At 61.9% G+C, this 19,483-nt stretch carries 7 protein-coding genes; all 7 read left to right on the top strand.

What is annotated here, in order from left to right:
- The first annotated feature begins 226 nt into the window (after window positions 1–226).
- The 7 genes from CD04_RS0117855 (at window position 227) to CD04_RS0117885 (ending at window position 19,454) form a co-directional block, all read left to right on the top strand.
- Window positions 227–850 (top strand): XrtA/PEP-CTERM system exopolysaccharide export protein, encoded by a 624-nt coding sequence (locus tag CD04_RS0117855; RefSeq protein ID WP_031409252.1) that lies wholly within the window; start codon window positions 227–229, stop codon window positions 848–850.
- A gap of 66 nt (window positions 851–916) precedes the next feature.
- Window positions 917–2,518 (top strand): TIGR03016 family PEP-CTERM system-associated outer membrane protein, encoded by a 1,602-nt coding sequence (locus tag CD04_RS0117860; protein WP_051849394.1) that lies wholly within the window; start codon window positions 917–919, stop codon window positions 2,516–2,518.
- A 13-nt stretch (window positions 2,519–2,531) separates the two neighbouring features.
- Entirely contained in the window at window positions 2,532–4,763 is a 2,232-nt protein-coding gene (locus tag CD04_RS24240) for an XrtA/PEP-CTERM system-associated ATPase (protein WP_038168542.1), read from the top strand.
- 114 nt (window positions 4,764–4,877) lie between these two features.
- Window positions 4,878–6,443 carry an XrtA system polysaccharide chain length determinant gene (locus tag CD04_RS0117870; RefSeq protein ID WP_031409257.1) on the top strand — a complete coding sequence of 522 codons (1,566 nt, stop codon included), beginning with the start codon at window positions 4,878–4,880 and terminating at the stop codon, window positions 6,441–6,443.
- Between the two features lie 10 nt (window positions 6,444–6,453).
- On the top strand, window positions 6,454–7,353 hold the full coding sequence (locus CD04_RS0117875; RefSeq protein WP_031409259.1) for an XrtA-associated tyrosine autokinase: 900 nt from the start codon (window positions 6,454–6,456) through the stop codon (window positions 7,351–7,353).
- A gap of 357 nt (window positions 7,354–7,710) precedes the next feature.
- Entirely contained in the window at window positions 7,711–14,469 is a 6,759-nt protein-coding gene (locus tag CD04_RS0117880) for a type I polyketide synthase (protein WP_038168836.1), read from the top strand.
- Between the two features lie 5 nt (window positions 14,470–14,474).
- Entirely contained in the window at window positions 14,475–19,454 is a 4,980-nt protein-coding gene (locus CD04_RS0117885; RefSeq protein WP_081858073.1) for a non-ribosomal peptide synthetase, read from the top strand.
- Window positions 19,455–19,483: the final 29 nt, after the last annotated feature.

Here is a 19,483-nt window from a genome sequence, read left to right on the forward strand (position 1 = left end):
GCCAATAAGCCGCGGGAATACCGCGATGCACTATTTCAGCTTCACATCCGGCATTTCACGGATGCTGATCTGTGCATGATGTTTCCACAGAGCCCCAGCCCTCGTAACCCCCTGATAGAGGGTGATCGGCGCCCGATCACGTGTCATAGACTGCACCGACAATTAGGCATCCTCCGTCGCTCATCAGTGCCAGCCCGTTGCGTTTTCCTCTTTATTGGAGAAGTTCATGTGCACCACTTCCCTCCCCCGGCACGCAGGCCGACTGCCACGACTGTTTGCGGCATTCATGGCTTTTCTTCTGTCGGCTTGCGCGAGCAATAACTTTCCGCCGGCACCCAGCCAAGTCGCCACATCGGACTACCACTACATCATTGGCTCGGGCGACACCCTGCACATCACCGTATGGCAGAACCCTGACCTGTCGTCCACGGTACAGGTGCGCCCCGACGGTCGCATTTCCTCGCCATTAGTCAGTGGCATGCAAGCCGCCGGTCTTACGCCTGATCAACTCGCCACCGAGATCTCCAAGCACATCGCCAAGTACGTGCGCGACCCCGTTGTCACGGTTGTCGTGAGCAATTTCCACGGCGCATTAAGCCAGCAAGTAAGCATCGTCGGTGCCGCTGCCAAACCCCAGAGCATTCCCTACCGTGACCGGATGACGCTGCTTGATGCGATGATCGTCGCTGGCGGCCTCAGCCCTTACGCCAACGGCAACGCCGCCGTGCTGATTCGGAACGGCAAGTCCTATAGCGTGCGCCTCGATGGCTTGCTGCGTCGCGGCAACATGGCTGATAACGTGCCGTTGTTGCCCGGCGACACGATCGTGATCCCGCAAGGGTGGTTCTGACGGATCGCGGCGCCTATCGTGTTTGAATAGGGCTCAAAACTCCGAAGACCCAGGGGAAACCTCGCCATGAACTATCGTCGCGCGACGCTCCCGAGCGCCATCCTCATCGCATGCGCAGCTGCACCCGTTGTGCATGCCCAAGCCCTTCCGGCCTTGCCGGTCTTGCCGGCCAACACCGCTTCTGGCGCCGAGCCGCAAGCCGTTGAAGCGCCACCCACCACCTATCTCGCTCCATCAGTGGCGGTACTGGGCATGTCCACTAGCAATGCAAATTTTGGCAACGGTAGCCCACCGCGCAGCGATACGATCCTCAATATCGTGCCGCGCCTGGTGGTCGCATCGGACCACGCGCATTGGCATCTGCGCGGCGATTTCAGCTTGTACGGCCTGTATTACCTGCGCGGCACCCTGGGCAACGAGATCCTGCCCAGTGGCAGCGTAAATCTCCGAAGCGAGCTCGTCGATCGATTCGTGTACTTTGATGCCGGCATTCAGTCACAGCAGAACGTCATCAACCCTTACGTCGGCCAGTTCAGTGGCCCCTCGTCGAACCAGTACACGACCACACAATATCGCGTCAGTCCCTACATCGACAGGCTCATCACCCCAGACTTGCGCTTCATCGCGCGGAGCGACGACACCTGGACCAAAACCAACAACATCCCAATCAATACCGGCATTTACGGCGGGCGCTATACGGTACAGACCGTCAGCCTCGACCAAAGACCCGTGCGCTTGGGCTATACGCTGCTGGCAAGGCAGACCGAGACGACCTACGACAATGAGGCCGAAGCATCACTGAAGGAATCCTCCTTCCGCGCCATTGGCAACTATGCGCTGTCCGACCGATTGATCCTTGGGTTGATCGGCGGTTACGAGAAGGTGCAAGCCTTCCTCGCATCAGAAAGCAAGCCAATCTACGGCGTGCGCGGTCATTGGCAACCCAACGCTTTCGGCCGCGTCGACGCCACGCTGGAGCACCGCTACTTCGGCACCGGCTGGAATTTGCAGGCGGTGGGCGGCTCGCCATTATTGAACCTAAGCGCGAATTGGACGCGCGGGCCAACAACCTACTTGGCCGCGCTGGCCAATGGCGCGAATCCCGGTGGCAACATCGCGAGCTTGGTCGACGGCATGTTGTTGTCGCAATACCCTGACCCTGTGAGCCGTGCGCAGGCGGTGCAAAACCTGCTTAACAGTAGCGGCCTGCCAGCCAGTCTTGCGACGAGCAATAATTTCTTCACGGCTTCAGCAAACCTGCAAAATGCCCTGAGCCTTACGGCGCTCATGCTCCGCGAGCGCAACACATATGCGTTGACGCTCTACCGCGTCAAGACGGAGGATCTATTTTTGCCCGGGCAGGCTCTCCTACAAGCCATCCAGACACTTTCAACCGACAACATTCAAACTGGAGCCGCGCTCAATTTTGGCCGCAGGCTCACGCCAATCGACAACGTCAACTTCACGGTCGTGCGCGCGAATAATTCGGGCTTCGGACCGAATCAAGGACAAAGCTCGCGGCAGACCAGCTTCATGATCCAGCTTGACCACGGATTCTCCCCGCACACCACTGGCGTCATCGGCCTTCGTCGCCAATTTCTCGTGTCCACCGCCGTCCCCAACACCAACGAATCCGCCATTTACATCGGCGCGATCCACCGGTTTTAGATGCAGTACAGCCATGTACGAGCAGTTCTTTGGCCTCTCTGCGCCCCCATTCCAGATTAACCCCGACCCAAGCTTTTATTTCGAGAGTAGAGGCCACGGTAGCGCGCATCAGTACCTTCGCTTTGGCGCGTTCCAGGGCGAGGGTTTCATCGTTCTCACTGGAGACATCGGGGCTGGCAAAACCACTTTGTTGCGGGCGCTTCTGGCGGAGCTTGACCCAGCCAAAGTGGTGGCAGCGCAGATCGTCAGCACACAGCTTGAGGCCGGGGAACTGCTATCCGCCGTGGCCCTGGCTTTTGGCATTCCCTGCGACGGAATGAGCAAGGCTAAGCTTCTGGTCACGCTCGAGGCCTTTCTGGCATCCCTAGCGACGACCCATCGCCGCGCCCTGCTCATTATCGATGAGGCACAGAATCTGGGGCCGGCTGCGATCGAGGAATTGCGCATGCTCTCGAACTTTCAGTTCGGGAGCCGCGCGCTTCTGCAGAGCTTCTTGGTTGGCCAACCTGAGTTGCGAGATATCCTGCGCTTACCCCAAATGGAGCAGTTGCGCCAGCGCGTGATCGCAAGTTGTCACCTCGGCCCCATGGATGCCGATGAAACTCGCGCTTATATCGAACACCGTCTGCGCCACGTCGGCTGGGCGAATCGCCCCGCATTCAACGATGAGGCCTTCGAAACCGTGCACCACTGGTCGGCAGGCGTGCCGCGGCGCATTAACATGCTCTGCAGTCGCCTGTTGCTTTCTGCGTTCCTTGAAAACAGCGAGCTCATTGATGCCGAGCGCGTCGAACGTGTTGCAGCCGAAATCCGCGGCGAACTCACCGGCGCAGCGCAGCCCTCAACAGCGGGTGGTTCTAATGCGCCCACACACACGACCGCGCACGCCACGATCACTGATCCGGCCACACCGCCCGACCCGAGGCTCAAGCGCGAATCAGGCAGCCGCAAACCGGAAAAATCCTCTGCCGAGGCGACATTCCATGAAACACTGAATGCATCGCCACCTGAACACGTTTCGCATGCCGCCTATCTCGATCTTCAGCTTGCGGGCGATTTACCCCTCACCTCAAACCCACCCAGCGCAGGGCCGCTGCTATGCGTGGCTGCATCGCGCGCCGCTCTAATCGCGATAAGCGCCTTGATACGCGCCTTCGCAGCGCGCGAAGACCTGCCGCCAGTCAAACTGGTGCAAATCCTAGGTCCCGATGCGCTGACCGACGCGGAGATCGTAGCAAGCGACGCCGCTGATCTCGGCCTTCCGGACACCGGATTTATTCTCGACCTCCAAGCATCCAGCCAGGCTGGGCGCTTGGCTGAGGTCATGGCCACCTTCGCCGGCCTGCTGAACGCGCATGCCCCGAGCGCTGTGGTGATCTGCGACGAAGCTGGCGTGAGTGTCGTCTGCGCCTTGACCGCAAGCCAATGCCGCGTCCCAGTGGTGCGCATCGACGCCGGCTTCCGTCATGGCGAACGCAGCGATCTCCGCGAAACGAACCGGGTTTTGCTGGACAACATCGCGAGCCTGTTATGTGTCAGCGAGCATCCGGCGCTGACCCACCTTCAATCCGAGGGGATTCCAGACAGCCGTATGCACCTGACCGGAAATCCCTCCATCGACGCGCTGCTCCAATGTCTCCCACGTAGCGTCGATCCGGCCCGAACCCTGAGAAAATTCGGTGCCTCGCCAGACGTTTTGGCGCAGCCAAAAGGCTACGCCCTAGTCTGGATTGAACAGGCGGCGCAGGAGCAGGATGACCCCACACTGGCTGAGCGCAACTCTGCCCTGCATCGCCTCAGCAGCACTATCACCCTCGTCTGGCCCATGCGCCATATGCTAGGAGCCACGCTGCCACGACATCGCTCCCGCGGGGAGCCCGCCATGGTGGTTTTGCCCGAACTTAGCTATCTGGAACTTCTCGGCCTGCTACGGGAGGCCGTCTGCGTGCTGACCGACAGCGGTTGGATGCAGGATCACGCTACGGCGATTGGCGTTCCCTGTCTCACTCTGGCCCATGGCACGGAGCGACAGGCATCCGTACAAGATGGCACCAATGTGCTCGTGGGCTCGAGCCTGCGCCACATGTTCCAAGAAATTTCCGAAATTCTCGACAGCGGTGGAAAGCGCGCGCACCTCCCCGAGACGTGGGACGGACACGCGGCGGAACGGATCGCCTGGCACCTTTCCAACTGGCTATTTGCACAACGTGACGGCGCGTTCCGGGCCTATCTTGAACATGCCTAGACCGCCTGCGATTCCCCAAAAAAAGATCTTCCCCCGCATTCGCAGGTTTACCCGATTGCCTGGCTCCCGCATGATTCGTCGCTGCCTCGCACCCGCGCCGACTGAAAGCACCCTATGAACGACCTGCTTCGCCCGCTGTTCAATCTTTTTCCCGCCATGTGGGAGAAGCGCTGGTGGGGGCTTGCTGTGGCATGGGGCTTTGCGCTTCTCGGCGCGGTCGGCGTTGCAACCTACAAAGAACGCTACATGGCATCGGCCACGGTTTATGTTGACGTCCAGAGCACGCTGCGCCCCTTGCTCGAAGGCCTGACTGTCCAGCCAAACATCAGCGAACAAGTCAACATGCTCGCGCGCACCTTGTTGTCGCGTCCCAACATCAACACCATCATCAATGAAAACCACCTCCTCACCCCAGGAGCGGATGCGCTCAAACGCGAGCGACTCATCCAACAACTGACCAAGGCCATCGAGCTCAAGATCAACGGACGCGATAACCTCTACTCCGTCAGTTTCACCAGCAACAACCCCAATCAAACCCTAGGCGTGGTGCGCAGCGTTCTCCGCCTGTTCGTTACCAAAGGCATCGACAGCAACCGCAAGGATTCTGACCAAGCCGTGCAGTTTATCGACAGCCAGCTTGCCATCTACGACAGCAAGTTGCGTGATGCCGAAAACAAACTCAAACAGTTCAAGACCGCCAACCCGGGGTACTCCGGCCAAGCAACGACTGACTATTACACCAGGCAAGCGCAACTGCAAGACCAACTCACCTTGCTGCAAGGCCAACTGAGCTCAGCGGCAAGTTCGCGCGACGCCCTCCGCCGCCAGCTTGCTGACGTCAAGCCTACCCTGGCGCCACAGTTGCTGCCCGGCACCAACATCGTCGTTGGTGGCCAGACGCCCGACATCGACATGCGCATCGCCGCTCAGCGCAAGCGCCTGGACGATCTGCTACAGCGCTACACAGACGCCTACCCAGACGTGATCGCGACTCGCCAGACCCTAGCTCGTCTAGAGCGGGAAAAGCAACAGCAGGCGAAGGAAGCCCCACCGGCAGCGCCGAGCATCTCGTCGCAGTATTCTGAGGCCACCAATCCCGTTTATCAGCAGTTACGAATCAGCTTGGCGCAAGCCGATGCAAACGTGGCGGCGCTGCAGTCGCAAATGGGGGACGTACAGGCGCGTTTGGCGCAGCTTCGCACTCAGGCCACACAGATGCCAAAGCTCGATGAGCAATACAGTCAACTCAACCGCGATTACAACGTGCTCAATGATAATTACCAGAAGCTCGTCCAGCGCCGGGAAGCCGCACTGCTGTCGCGCAACCAAGACGACAGCCGCAAGCTTGACTATTTCCGTATCGTGGACCCACCTCGACTAGCCCCCACCGCGCTATTCCCGCGACGCACCTTCCTGATCGCTCTCGTACTGTTGCTGGCCATAGCACTTGGCATGCTCACAACCTACCTGCTTGTGCTGTTGGTGCCCACTTACCGCAATGCCAGGCAATTGCGTGAAACCACCGACCGACCCGTTCTTGGCTCGATTACCCTCGTTCCCACACGTTTGTTCCTTGCACAGGATCGGCGCAACCAGCATTTGTTCATGCTCGGCTCTGGATTGTTGGTCGTTGTGTTCGTGAGTTGGACGATTGTCAACATGCTTCACCTGATCCCTTGAGGAACACGCCGTGAGCACCATCGAACAAGCCAGCAAGCGCCTCGAACAACTCCGAAAGGCCGGGGTTGAGATGCCATGGGCGCACGACGCCGAATCGGCTGCACTCAGCCCCACTCACCCCGCGTCGTTGGCCGGGGTGCTACAGGACATCCCAACCCCCACGGCGCCGCTGGCACCAGCCAAGCACCGCATCGAGATCGATCTGGCGGGTCTGGAGCAGGCTGGTTACCTCATTCCAGGCTCACCACGTTCGCGTTTGCAGGATGAGTTTCGTGGGGTCAAGCGCCCGCTATTGGCAAACGTTCAAGGAAGAAAAACCGCCGACCCCGTGGAGCGCGGCAACCTCATCATGATCACAAGCAGTCTGCCTGGTGAGGGCAAGACCTTTACATCGATCAACCTGGCGATGAGCATGGCCATGGAGATGAACCACAGCGTGCTGCTGGTTGATGCTGACGCCACACGCATGTCAGCGGCCCGCCGCCTCGGTCTGCAAGACACGCGCCGGGGCCTGATTGATCTTCTACTCGATTCCACCCTGGACCTGTCCGACGTCGAGCTTTCCACCAATGTGGACAAGCTGACGTTCCTGCCTGCAGGCACGCAAGACGACCGCGCCACCGAGATTTTCAGCAGCCAGGCCATGAGAGACTTTCTCGATCGCATGGCCGCCCACCAGCAAGATCGCATCGTCATCTTCGATGCACCGCCCCTTCTGGCCTCAGCAGAGGCGCGTGTGATAGCCCCGCAGATGGGACAGATCGTTCTGGTCGTGCATGCGGGAAAGACTCATCAAGGGTCGGTGCAACAAGCGCTATCCATCCTTGAGGAAAGCGGCATCGTCATGACTCTCCTCAATCAGTCCCGCACACCCTCAGCATCTTCGCCCTATGGGTATTACGCATACTGAGTTCAAGGTTTGAGTACCGAACTTTGTGTCCCGCGTTCGCGCTTCTGAAGCAGCTGTCGCGGACCGGTCGTGACGTTCTTCTGGCTTGCCGCACGGTGCATGTGGCCACCAAAAATCCCTTGTCTTTACCCTATTCAAGGGGCACAAATCTGCGTCCCGAGACCCTAGACTGACGCTCATCGCCTCCGCACGCCTGTTTTTCTGCAACTGAATCCTTGCAGACTGGCTGGGTGTCGAGAGATGCGAATCGAACGTTAGCCTGGGCATCGCATGCGATGTGAAGCGGTGATGCCAGCGCTCTGGGGGAATATGGTCATGACCGCGCAGCAAAATACGATTGCAGAATCTACGCGAACCGTGCATGACGCATTCGCGCAGACTGCAGCGCGGCATGATGACGGGGTGGCGCTAGTGTATGGCGCGCATACGGTGCGCTATGGGCAACTTCAGGCCAATGCTGATGCGCTTGCGAACCGCCTGCGTGAATGCGGTGTCCACCCCGGCGAGGTCGTCGGCGTAGCGCTTCCGCGCTCATTCGACGCCATCAGCAGCATGTTGGCGATCTTGCAATGTGGTTGCGCCTACCTTCCACTTGATCCGACATATCCCGCCGCGCGCACGGTTCATATGCTGCACACGGCGCAGGCGCGGCTCGTCGTCGCAACCACCGTACACGCCCAGACCTTTGGCGCACATGCTGCCGTGCTTCAGCTCGACACCTCTGCACAGGCGGACCCGCGCCTGTCGGCACCCGCTGGCGTGGGCAGCATGCCTCTTGCCTACGTCATGTTCACCTCGGGTTCCACCGGCGTGCCCAAGGGAATCGGCATTCCGCACGCGGCAATCCTGCGCCTGGTACTTGAGCCCAACTTCATGCATCTTGGGCCTCGCACGCGCATGCTGCATGCCGCGCCACTCGGGTTCGACGCTTCGACGCTGGAAATCTGGGGCCCTCTTCTCAATGGTGGCTGCTGCGTTCTGCATGATGAAACTCTGCCCACACCCGCCGGGTTGGCGCGCACCATCCGCACCCACGCCGTCGATTCGGCTTGGCTGACAGCCGCCCTCTTCAACGCCGTTGTTGACGACAGTCCAGCGCAGCTGCGCGGCCTGCGCCAACTACTCACCGGCGGTGAGGCCCTGTCCGTACCCCATGTTCGCAAAGCCCTCGCTGCGCTGCCTGACACCCAAATCATCAACGGGTACGGCCCGACGGAATGCACAACGTTTGCCACCACGTACGCTATCCCGCGCGAGCTACCGGCCGATGCCCGCAGCGTCCCGATCGGCAAGCCGGTCAATGCCACCACCGTGCACGTGCTGGATGCGCAATTGCAACCACTGCCAACCGGCGACGTTGGCGAGCTCTACGTCGGCGGGGTTGGTCTTGGCGTGGGCTATCTCGGCCGCCCCGACCTCACTGCCGAGCGCTTCGTGCAAGCCCCTCCTTCCACCGAGCCGGGCGCGCGCCTTTATCGCACCGGGGACCTTGCGCGCGTCCTTCCGGACGGCAACCTTGATTACATCGGCCGCGCCGATTCGCAAATCAAGATTCGCGGATTTCGCGTCGAGCCGGGCGAAATCGAGATACGAATGCTGGAACACCCAGAGATCAGATCTTGCGCAGTTATCGCGCGCAAGGATCCGTCGGGCCGCGCGCGGCTTCTGGCGTACCTCGTGGCCAAAACCGACGCCGTGCCCGCAGCCTCGCTGCGCGCGCATCTGGCGGCGCGCCTGCCCGACTACATGGTCCCCGCGGCGTTCACCTGGTTGGATGCCCTGCCAATCACGCCCAACGGCAAGCTCGATACACGCGCGCTAGCCGATCCACCGGGCACGCGCCCTGAACTGGCGCAACCCTACCAAGCCCCGCGCGATCAAACGGAAGCGCGCATATGCGAGGCCTTTGCGCAGGCACTGGGCGTCGAACCTGTGGGGCGTTTGGACAATTTTTTCGACCTTGGCGGTGACTCGCTGCGTGTGCTCAAAGTTCTGGCCTTGCTCGCGCAGCAGGGCGTTACGCTCGAGACCAACGCCTTTTTCAGCCAGCCCACACCCCAAGGGCTGGCACGCGTAGTCTCTGGGGCGGGTGACACTGCGACAATCGACATGCGCCGCCTGGCGCGCACCCGCCCGCTTGGTCATGGCGCTGCTCAGACCGGCACCGATCCCATCGCCATCATCGCGTCCGCCGGCCGATTTCCAGGCGCCGCCAATGTCGAGGCCCTATGGACGATGCTGTGTGAAGGCCGCGACGGCATCACACATTTTGCCGATGTTGAACTTGACCCGGCGATCCCCTCCGCTTTGAAACTCGACCCCGACTACATCAAAGCCCGGGGTGTGATCGAGGGCATCGAGCAGTTCGATGCCGCATTCTTCGGCATCTCCCCGCGCGAGGCTGCATTGATGGACCCGCAGCAGCGGGTTTTCCTCGAACTGTGTTGGGAATGTTTGGAGCGCGCTGGGCATGCGCCCGATGCCACACATGGCCCCGTGGGTGTGTTCGCTGGCATGCACAACGCCACTTATTTCCAGAACCACCTGCAGTACCGGCGAGATCTCATCGAGGGTCTGGGCGCCTTCCAAGTCATGCTCGGCAACGAAAAGGACTACGTCGCCAACCGCGTGGCTAATCGGCTCAACCTGACTGGGCCGGCTGTGGCTGTCAACACCGCGTGCTCCACATCGCTGGTGGCCATCGCGCAAGCAGTGCTTGCGTTGCGCGCCAGACAGTGCGATATGGCGCTGGCTGGCGGCAGTTCAATCGCGTGCCCGCCACGCAGCGGTTATCTCTACCAGGAGGGCGCGATGCTGTCGCCCGACGGCCGGACTCGAAGCTTCGACGCCGAGGCGCAAGGCACGGTATTTTCTGACGGCGCCGCCGTTGTTCTGCTCAAGCGCCTGGCCGACGCACAGGCTGACGGCGATACGCTGCTGGCCGTGATCCGCGGCGTTGCCGTGAACAACGATGGACGCGACAAGGCCAGCTTCACCGCACCCAGCATCGATGGCCAAGCCGCGGTGATCGAGGCTGCGCTGCGCGACGCGCAGGTGGAGGCCCGCAGCATCAGCTATGTGGAGACACACGGCACCGCTACACCGATGGGCGACCCCGTGGAAGTGGCAGCACTCACCCGCGCCTTCCGCGAGCATACCGAAGACACGGGATTTTGCCGCATCGGGTCTCTCAAGAGCAACGTGGGCCACATGGTCATCGCTGCAGGCGCAGGAAGCGTCATCAAGACAGCATTGGCGCTGGCCAACGGACAACTGCCGCCCAGCATCCATTACGCCACGCCCAACCCGCGCATCGACTTTGCCCATAGCCCGTTTAGCGTCTGCAGCGGGCTAATGCCTTGGCCTCGCGGCGAGCACCCGCGCCGCGCGGGCGTCAGCGGTTTTGGCGTCGGCGGCACCAATGCCCATGTGGTGATGGAAGAGGCACCCCTGCGTGCGGCGTCATCCGCTGCGGTCGGTCCGCAACTGCTGATGCTCTCTGCCAAGACATCCACCGCGCTCGACGCCATGGCCGCACAACTCGCCGCGCATTTCCAGGGCCATCCCGATGTCAACCTAGCCGACGCCGCCCACACCTTGCAAGTCGGACGCAGCGTCTTCGCGCACCGCCTGTGCGTCGTGGCGTCGAGCGTGAGCGAAGCTGTAACCGCCTTGCAAATCCCGAGTCATGCGATGCGGGTGAAGAGGCAGGTCGCCAGCAGCGCACCGCCACAGATTTGGATGTTCTCCGGCCAAGGTGCGCAATACCCCGGCATGGGCAGCGGCCTATATGTGAGCGATACCGCCTTTCGCGTTGCGTTCGATGCGGCACTGCAGGCTCTTGCACTGCATCTCCCCTTCGATCTACGGGCACAAATGCTGAATGGCGCGTCACTCGCGCAAACCGCCACCACGCAGCCTGCACTGTTCGCCCTTGAATATGCATTGGCACAAAGCTGGCTAGCACGGGGCGCCAAACCGGCGGCGCTCATCGGCCACAGCGTAGGCGAATTCGTCTGCGCCGTACTCGCCGGAGTGATGACCCTTGGCGACGCCGCGCGGTTGGTAGCCAGGCGCGGCGCCGTAATGCAGGCCCAACCGCCTGGCAGCATGCTGTCGGTACGCCTACCCCTGGCGGAGATGCTCGCACGTCTTCCCAAAACGCTCGCCATTGCTGCGGAAAACGCGCCAGCCGCCTGCGTTGCTGCCGGCCCCACGCCCGACGTGCAGGCATGGCAGGCCGAACTGGTGGCTTCTGGGGTGCAGTGTCGTCTGCTGGAGACCTCTCACGCCTTCCATTCACAGATGATGGATGGCGCGCTCGATGACTTCGCCGTCGCGGCAGGAACAGCCACTCTTCTGCCCCCCACCACGCCCATCGCATCGACTCGCACGGGAGCCTGGATGCGCGAGGAGGACGCCACGAGCGCCGACTACTGGGTCCGCCACCTGCGTGAACCGGTGCGCTTCTCGCCGGCCGTGCGCGCAGCGCTGGCCCGCCACCCGGGGGCACTGTTTCTGGAAATTGGCCCGCGCACCACCCTCACCGGCTTGGTGCGTCAACATGGTCCTGCCGGCACTGTTTTTGCGCTCCCGAGCCTTGGCGACGCACCGGACCGCGAATCCGCGCAGATGCTCCTGGCGCAAGGTGCGCTATGGACAGCGGGCATCGACCTGCCGACCCCCGCAGCCAACCCGTCCACTGGTCGTCATCGCATCCAGCTGCCAACCTACGCCTTCGAGCGCAAGCGCTTCTGGGTTGATGCGCCGATCGCAGGCTCCGATGCGGGACCTGAAGCCCTACGGGCCACGCCTGTGACTCCAGCTGCCATGGCGGAAGACGCCTCGACCAGCAAGGATGCCGCTCAACCATCCGCCCCCGGCGCCGCCGTGCTGGCCTTCATTCCTCACGCCCATCCAACCGTCATGTCCACGACCCAGCCCGATACCGCCGCCGGTCCTACATCCGCTCATCGCACAGGCCAGATCATCTCCCGCCTGCGAAATGTGTTTGAGGATGTCTCGGGTGCCGACTTGAGCCAAGCCGACGCCTCGGCAGCGTTCGTCGAACTTGGCATCGACTCCCTCACGCTGACGCAAGTCACCCTCCAGGTGAAGAGAGAATTTGGCGTCCCCGTGACCTTCCGCCAGCTGATGGAATCCTTGAGCAGCATGGACCAGCTCGCCGTGTACATTGATGCGCAGCTGCCGCCAGAGCCCGCCGTGCCAGCTCCAGGACTGGAGGCCGCAGTTGTGCAGAATATCGCCGCTTCGCCCCAGCCTGCGGGGTTCGCAGCCATGCAACCCGCCATGGCAATATCACCGGTCCACACGGGCGTGCAAACCACTGCTGTGCAGCAACTCATCCAGCAGCAGATGCAACTCATGGCACAGCAGTTGGCGCTTCTTGGCGGCATGCCAACCCTCATCACGCAAGGGCCTGCCGGCGCGCCCGCAGCTAAGGAAACCGTGGCGCCGCAAGCCGCTCTTACGGCAGTACCGGCATCGCGCCCTGGCGTACCTGTAGCTACCGACACCGCTGCCGCGCCCGACGATGTCGACACCCAGCGCTACGACGTCAAGAAAGCATTCGGCGCGATTGCCCGCATCCACACCCAGACAAATCCCCTGACCGAACGACAGCGCGCTCGCTTGGCCGCCTTCATGCGCCGCTATGTGGAGCGCACAGGCAAGAGCCGCGCATACACGACGCAGCACCGCGATCATTTGGCCGATCCGCGCGTGGTCAACGGCTTTCGGCCAATGATCAAGGACATCGTCTATCAAATCGTCATCGAGCGCAGCAAGGGCTCGCATCTGTGGGATCTGGACGGCAACCAGTACGTCGATGTGCTCAATGGATTTGGCATGAGCCTGTTCGGCTGGCAGCCCGACTTCGTGGTCGACGCCGTGCGCAAACAACTCGACGCCGGTTACGACATCGGCCCACAGCACCCGCTGTCGGGCCCAGTGGCGGATCTGATGTGCGAACTCACGGGATTTGACCGGGCCGGCCTTTGCAACACGGGTTCCGAGGCTGTGATGGCTGCCGTGCGAATCGCCCGTACGGTCACCGGCCGCAGCACCGTGGTGCTGTTCACCGGTTCCTACCACGGCACCTTCGATGAGGTGGTGGTACGCGCGGGACGAAACGCCAAGGGCATCCCCGGTGCGCCCGGCATCATGCGCGGCATGTTCGGCGACGTGCGCGTGCTTGACTATGGCACTCCCGAGTCGCTTGCGTTCATCCGAGACCACGCCGCTGATCTTGCCGCCGTGCTCGTCGAGCCCGTGCAAAGCCGCCGACCTGAGTTCCGGCCGGTCGACTTTCTCAAGGAGGTTCGAGCCATTACCGAACAGAGTGGTACATGCCTGATCTTCGACGAAGTCATCACCGGCTTCCGCTCGGCGCTCGGCGGCACCCAGGCGCTGTTTGGCATTCGGGCCGACCTTGCCACTTACGGCAAGGTGATCGGCGGCGGCATGCCCATCGGCGTGGTCGCCGGCAAGCGCGCATTCATGGACGCCCTCGACGGCGGGTCTTGGCAATACGGCGACGACTCCATCCCCAGCGTGGGCGTCACCTATTTTGCTGGCACTTTTGTACGCCATCCCCTGGCCCTCGCAGCTGCGCACGCCAGTCTGCTGTACCTGAAGGAACAAGGCCCGGCACTGCAAGAGAAGCTCAACACAGCCACCACTGCATTGGCCGAGGAACTCAGTGCCTTCTGCCGCGAAGTCGGTGCGCCGCTCGAAATCCGCCATTTTGCTTCGCTCTGGCGCGTGGCTTGGCTCGAAGATCATCCGCTGCAAGACCTGCTGTTCGCCATGATGCGCAGCCGCGGCGTGCACATCCTCGACAACTTCCCGTGCTTTCTCACCACCGCGCACAGCGAAGCCGACATTCGCCTCATCGCCTCCGCGTTCAAGGATTCGGTGCGGGAGTTGCAGGAATCCGAATTTCTGCCGCGCCGCGTGTCCCCCGTGAGCGTAGCGTTCGAAGCGAGCAAACCTCCTGTGCCTGGCGCGCGCTTGGGCCGTGACCCCATGGGCAAGGCCGCGTGGTACGTGCCAGACCCTGCCAACCCCGCGCAATACCTGAAGGTGGGAGCCTGAAGCCCATGTCCAGCCAACCCATGCACCCCAGCGCCACCCCGGTCGATTACGACCCGTTTGCTGCCACGCCACTAGCTCGCGTCGTACCGAGCACCGAAGCACAACGCGAGATTTGGCTTGCCTGTCAACTCGGAACCGAAGCCAGCCTGGCTTACAACGAGTCTGTGCGCGTCGACCTGCGGGGCCCCCTTGACTGGCCAGGGCTGCGCGCCGCGCTGCAAGCACTCACCGGCCGCCACGACGCGCTGCGCGCCACCTTCAGCGCAGACGGTCAGGAAATGCTCATCGCCGAAACCGTGCAAATCGACCTACCCGCGCACGATCTCTCTGAGCTGTCGAATGCGGAGAAGGACGAGTCGCTGCAAGCTCACATCCACGCTGACGTCGACAGCCCGTTCGACCTCGAACACGGCCCCCTGCTGCGCGCTCAGCTCGTGCAGCTGGCCGATGAGCACGCCGTGCTCGTACTCACTGCGCACCACATCGTGTGCGACGGATGGAGCTTCGGCGTGCTCCTCGAGGAACTCCCGGTTCTGCTGGCGCAGGCCAATTCAGACGGATCGCCCCGAATCCTGCCGCCTGCGGAAAGCTACGCCACATACGCAGTCGAGAAAACTCGCGAGGACCAAAATCGCCATCTCGAGGCCGACGTGCAATACTGGATCGCCGAGCTGACTCCGACGCCCCCCTCCTTAGAGCTCCCCACCGACGCCGCGCGCCCGCAACAGCGCAGTTTTGCCTCTCGCCGCGAGGACTTTCGCATCGATGAGCATGAAACAATTGCGCTGCGCCAGCTTGCTGCCAGCCAGGGGCTGAGCCTTTTTGCGCTCCTGTTCGGGATGTATGGCGCCATGGTTGCACGCTTGTCTGGCCAGAGCGACGTAGTCGTCGGCGTTTCCAGCGCGGACCAAGCGGCGACCGGCTTACGGAATTTGGTCGGCCACTGCGTCAATCTGCTGCCGCTTCGCCTGCACGTCGATGTCGAACATAGTTTTGCTGGGTATGCGCAGCAGGTACGCGGCAAGGTTCTCGATGCACAGGAACACCAGAGCGCTGGCTTCGGTCGTTTATTGCAGCACCTGCACGTTCCGCGCGATCCTTCCCGCTTGCCGCTGGTGTCGGTTTTGTTCAATCTTGACACGCGCATCGATCCCTCCGGATTCGCTCCCACTGGTCTGCGCTCGCAGATCGCGTCCAACCCGCGCAGCGCAGAAAACTTCGAACTCTATCTCAACGTCACCCAAGAGAAAGACCATCTTCTTCTAGAGTGCCAATACAAAACGGCACTCTTCGAGCAGGCGACGATTGCGCGCTGGCTCCAGCTGTACCACAGCGCGCTGCAGGGCGCTGTTGCCAGACCTGGCAGCAGTCTGGCCGAGTTGCTTGGACCGCCCGATGACGAACTGCGCCTTCTTGCGGCATGGAATGCTACTCGGCGCGCCTATCCTCAACACTTGCGTCTGAGCGACGTGCTTGTGCAAGGTATGAGGCAAAACCCGCAAGCCACCGCGTTGGTGTTCGAAGGTCAGGCTTTGACTCATGGCCAGTTGCTCGCACGCGCAAGCTTTCTGGCGCGGAAGCTGCGCACCCATGGCGCAGGTCCCGGTGTACTCGTTGGGGTATGTGCGCCGCGTGGAATCGAACTGACCGTCGCCCTCCTCGGGGTATGCTTAAGCGGTGCCGCTTATGTGCCGCTCGAGCCCTCTCTACCCACCTCCCGGCTTGCTGACATGGTGGCCGACGCAAAGCTCGGCCTGCTGCTGGCACACACGCCAGATCGCGACCGACACGCCGCCGCGTTTGGTCCCGATTTGCCCACGATTTCCCTCGACGTGGCGCTTCCAGGACTCGATGTCGGCTCGGAAGAGATTGATCTGCTCGGCGTACCCGATGATCCGGCCTACGTGCTGTTCACGTCGGGTTCAACCGGGCGCCCCAAGGGTGCTATCAACAGTCATCGTGGGATCGTTAACCGGCTACTCTGGATGCAGGAGGCTTATGCCCTAGAGCCGGGCGAGCGCGTGTTGCAAAAGACACCGTTCAGTTTCGACGTGTCGGTATGGGAATTCTTTTGGCCGCTGATGGTCGGCGCCACCTTGGTCGTGGCCAAACCCGACGGCCATCGCGACAGCGCCTATCTGGTCGAGCTCGTCCAACGCCAACGCATCGACGTGCTGCACTTCGTGCCGTCGATGCTGCATTTTTTCCTTGACGAGCCTGCGGCGACGCAATGTACATCAGTGCGGCGAGTGGTGTGCTCTGGCGAGGCGCTGCCGCGCGAACTGGTCGAACGTTTTTTTGCGGTGTTGCCCCAAGCCCGGCTAGCCAACCTCTACGGACCGACCGAAGCTGCAGTGGACGTGAGCAGCTGGGAATGTCGCCCTGACGCCTCTGCGCAGCGCGTACCCATCGGCGCGCCGATCGCCAACACCCAGTTGCACGTCCTCGACGCTGGGCTGCGCCCGTTGCCGATCGGCGTGGCTGGCGAAATGTATATCGGCGGCGTACAGGTGGGGCTGGGGTACGTGTCGCAGGCCGATCTCACCACCGAGCGCTTCCTGCCTGATCCGTTCAACCCCGGCGGACGACTTTACAAAACCGGTGACATGGCCCGTTGGCGCAGCGATGGCGCGCTGGACTACCTCGGCCGCATCGACGATCAGATCAAGCTTCGCGGGTACCGTATCGAGCTCGGCGAGATCGAAATCCGATTGCTTGCGTTGCCTAGCGTGAGTCAGGCCGTTGCTGTAGCACGGGAAGATCAACCTGGCGACATGCGCATCGTTGCCTACGTGACAGGAGCTTCGTCCCTAGAAGGCAACGCGCTGCGCCAGGCGCTTCGTGCCCAGTTACCAGACTACATGGTGCCGGCCTGCGTCCTGCCCCTGCCAGCCATTCCGTTGCTGAGCAACGGCAAGGTGAATCGTCGCGCCTTGCCTGCGCCGAGTCGCGCTGTGGGACAGTCCGATCAGCGTGTGGACGCGCGCAATCCGATCGAGAAAGCCACTATTGCCGCGATGGAAAACGTGCTGAAGCTACCGGGGATGAGCGTGCACGACGACTTTTTCGCTCTCGGTGGACACTCTCTGCTGGCAGCGCGGCTCATCGCCCAGATCAACCGCGAATTCGATCTCAACCTGCCCCTGCGCGCAGTATTCCAGGCACCCACCGCCGAACAGCTGGCGGCGGTGGTGGAGCACGAACGAGCCCAAGGCGCGAGTAGGCGTCGGACCATCGCGCATGATCCGGCCCGCATCACGGCGCCACTGTCAGCGCAGCAGGAGCGCATCGCATTCATGGAGGAGCTTCAACCGGGGCGCGTCACCTACAACGCGCCCTCAGCGCATCGGCTGCGCGGGTCACTCGACGTGGCCGCGTTCGAGGCAGCATTGCGTGCGATGGTGCAGAGGCAACCAGTGCTGCGCACGGTCATCCGCCGATCGAGCGAAGGCCATGAACAGGTTGTGTTGCCGGTGGTTGACCTGACCTTACCGCTCATTGATCTTAGCGGTGTGCCCGACACGCAGCGCGAATCCGAGCTTATGCGCCGCATGCAGGCCATCGTCGATCAGCCCATCGACATCCACGAAGCTCCGCTATTTCGAGTGGCGTTGTTCAAGCTCGCGGCCGAGGAGCATGCCTTCTTGTTTATGCCTCACCACATCATTTGGGACGGCTGGTCGTTCGATTTGCTGTATGTAGAGATGGCTACGCTCTATCCGGCCTGCAGTGCCGGCCGACCTGAAGCGTCGCTATTGCCACCGCTAGCCGTGACCTATGCCGACTATGCCGCATGGCAGCGCCAGTGGATGCAAGCCGATGACTTCGGCTCGCTCATGCAGACCTGGAAAACGCGCATCGCCGGCGCACCCGTCCCTCATGCGCCAAACACCGACAAGCCCCGCAGCGCGCGCATGAGCGGCGAAGGCGCAACCGAGTGGGTGCGCATTGATCGCGAAATGACCGAGCGCGTGCGGTCCATCGCGCGTGAGAACGACGTCACGCTCAACATGGCGATGCTGGGCCTGTATGCCGCAATGATGGCGCAGATCGCCGAGAGTCCCAGCGTTGTCATCGGCGTGCCCACACGCGCCCGCAGCATTGCCGAAGTCGAACCCGTGATGGGCTTTTTCAACAACCTGCTCCCGCTGCAATTGCAACCTGACCCGAACCAAACGTTCCCCGGATTCATGCGCGCAGTCAAACGCGAGCTGCTGGACCTCAGCACCTTCCAGGACGTACCGTTCGAGTGTCTCATGGCTGAACCCGAAGTCAAGGCTCGCTCTCAACAGTCGGGCCTCTACCAAGCGCTGTTCTCGTTTCAAGACGCGCGCGATCGCAATCGCAGCTGGGGTGGCATCAAGCAGAGCAGCATTCTGATATTTCAGAAAGGAGCCACCGAGGACCTTGGCCTGTGGTTAATGGAGGTGCCGCACGGCTTGGAAGGCGGCATCACCTACAACGCCGACATCTACACCGCACAAACGGCTTCAGCGATGCGCGAGCGCTATCTTGAGCTCGTCGTCCGCCTTGCCGATCGGCCTCAAGCCGCCTTGGCCGAACTGCTCGATCCCCAAGCGTCGCGCGTACACGCCGTGTTGCGGCGTCTCGCACACGTTGTGCAACCGAGCGCGCCCGCCGTGGCGCTTGCTGTTGCTCAGACCTGCTCCACACTGGAGGAGTCCCGGTTCCCACTGGGGTCAACTGAGCAGATCATCCGCGACGTCTGGGCTTCGGTGCTGGGCCTGCCGCTTGATCAAGTGGTCACCCAGGACAATTTCTTTGATCTCGGCGGCGATTCACTCAGCGCCATGCGGGCTGTGCAGCACATGTTCGAACGCACTGGCAAGCGAGCCAACGCCCGCATTCTGATTTTCCAGAATCTGGAACAGATTGCTCGGCATTATGACGGAATGGCCCTCGATGCCTCTACCAAGCCCAGCCTGTTGCGCCGCTTGTTTGGCAGCGGCCGCGATGCTGGCTGATCTTCCTCCTGATAATCACACCTGACTGA

The sequence above is a fragment of the Thiomonas sp. FB-Cd genome, from assembly GCF_000733775.1.
GTDB lineage: Bacteria > Pseudomonadota > Gammaproteobacteria > Burkholderiales > Burkholderiaceae_C > Thiomonas_A.

Excerpts from the sequence above, each read along its gene's own strand:
- CD04_RS0117855 (WP_031409252.1), top strand. The coding sequence starts at position 227 with ATGTGCACCACTTCCCTCCCCCGGCACGCAGGCCGACTGCCACGACTG.
- CD04_RS0117860 (WP_051849394.1), top strand. The coding sequence starts at position 917 with ATGAACTATCGTCGCGCGACGCTCCCGAGCGCCATCCTCATCGCATGC.
- CD04_RS24240 (WP_038168542.1), top strand. The coding sequence starts at position 2,532 with ATGTACGAGCAGTTCTTTGGCCTCTCTGCGCCCCCATTCCAGATTAAC.
- CD04_RS0117870 (WP_031409257.1), top strand. The coding sequence starts at position 4,878 with ATGAACGACCTGCTTCGCCCGCTGTTCAATCTTTTTCCCGCCATGTGG.
- CD04_RS0117885 (WP_081858073.1), top strand. The coding sequence starts at position 14,475 with ATGTCCAGCCAACCCATGCACCCCAGCGCCACCCCGGTCGATTACGAC.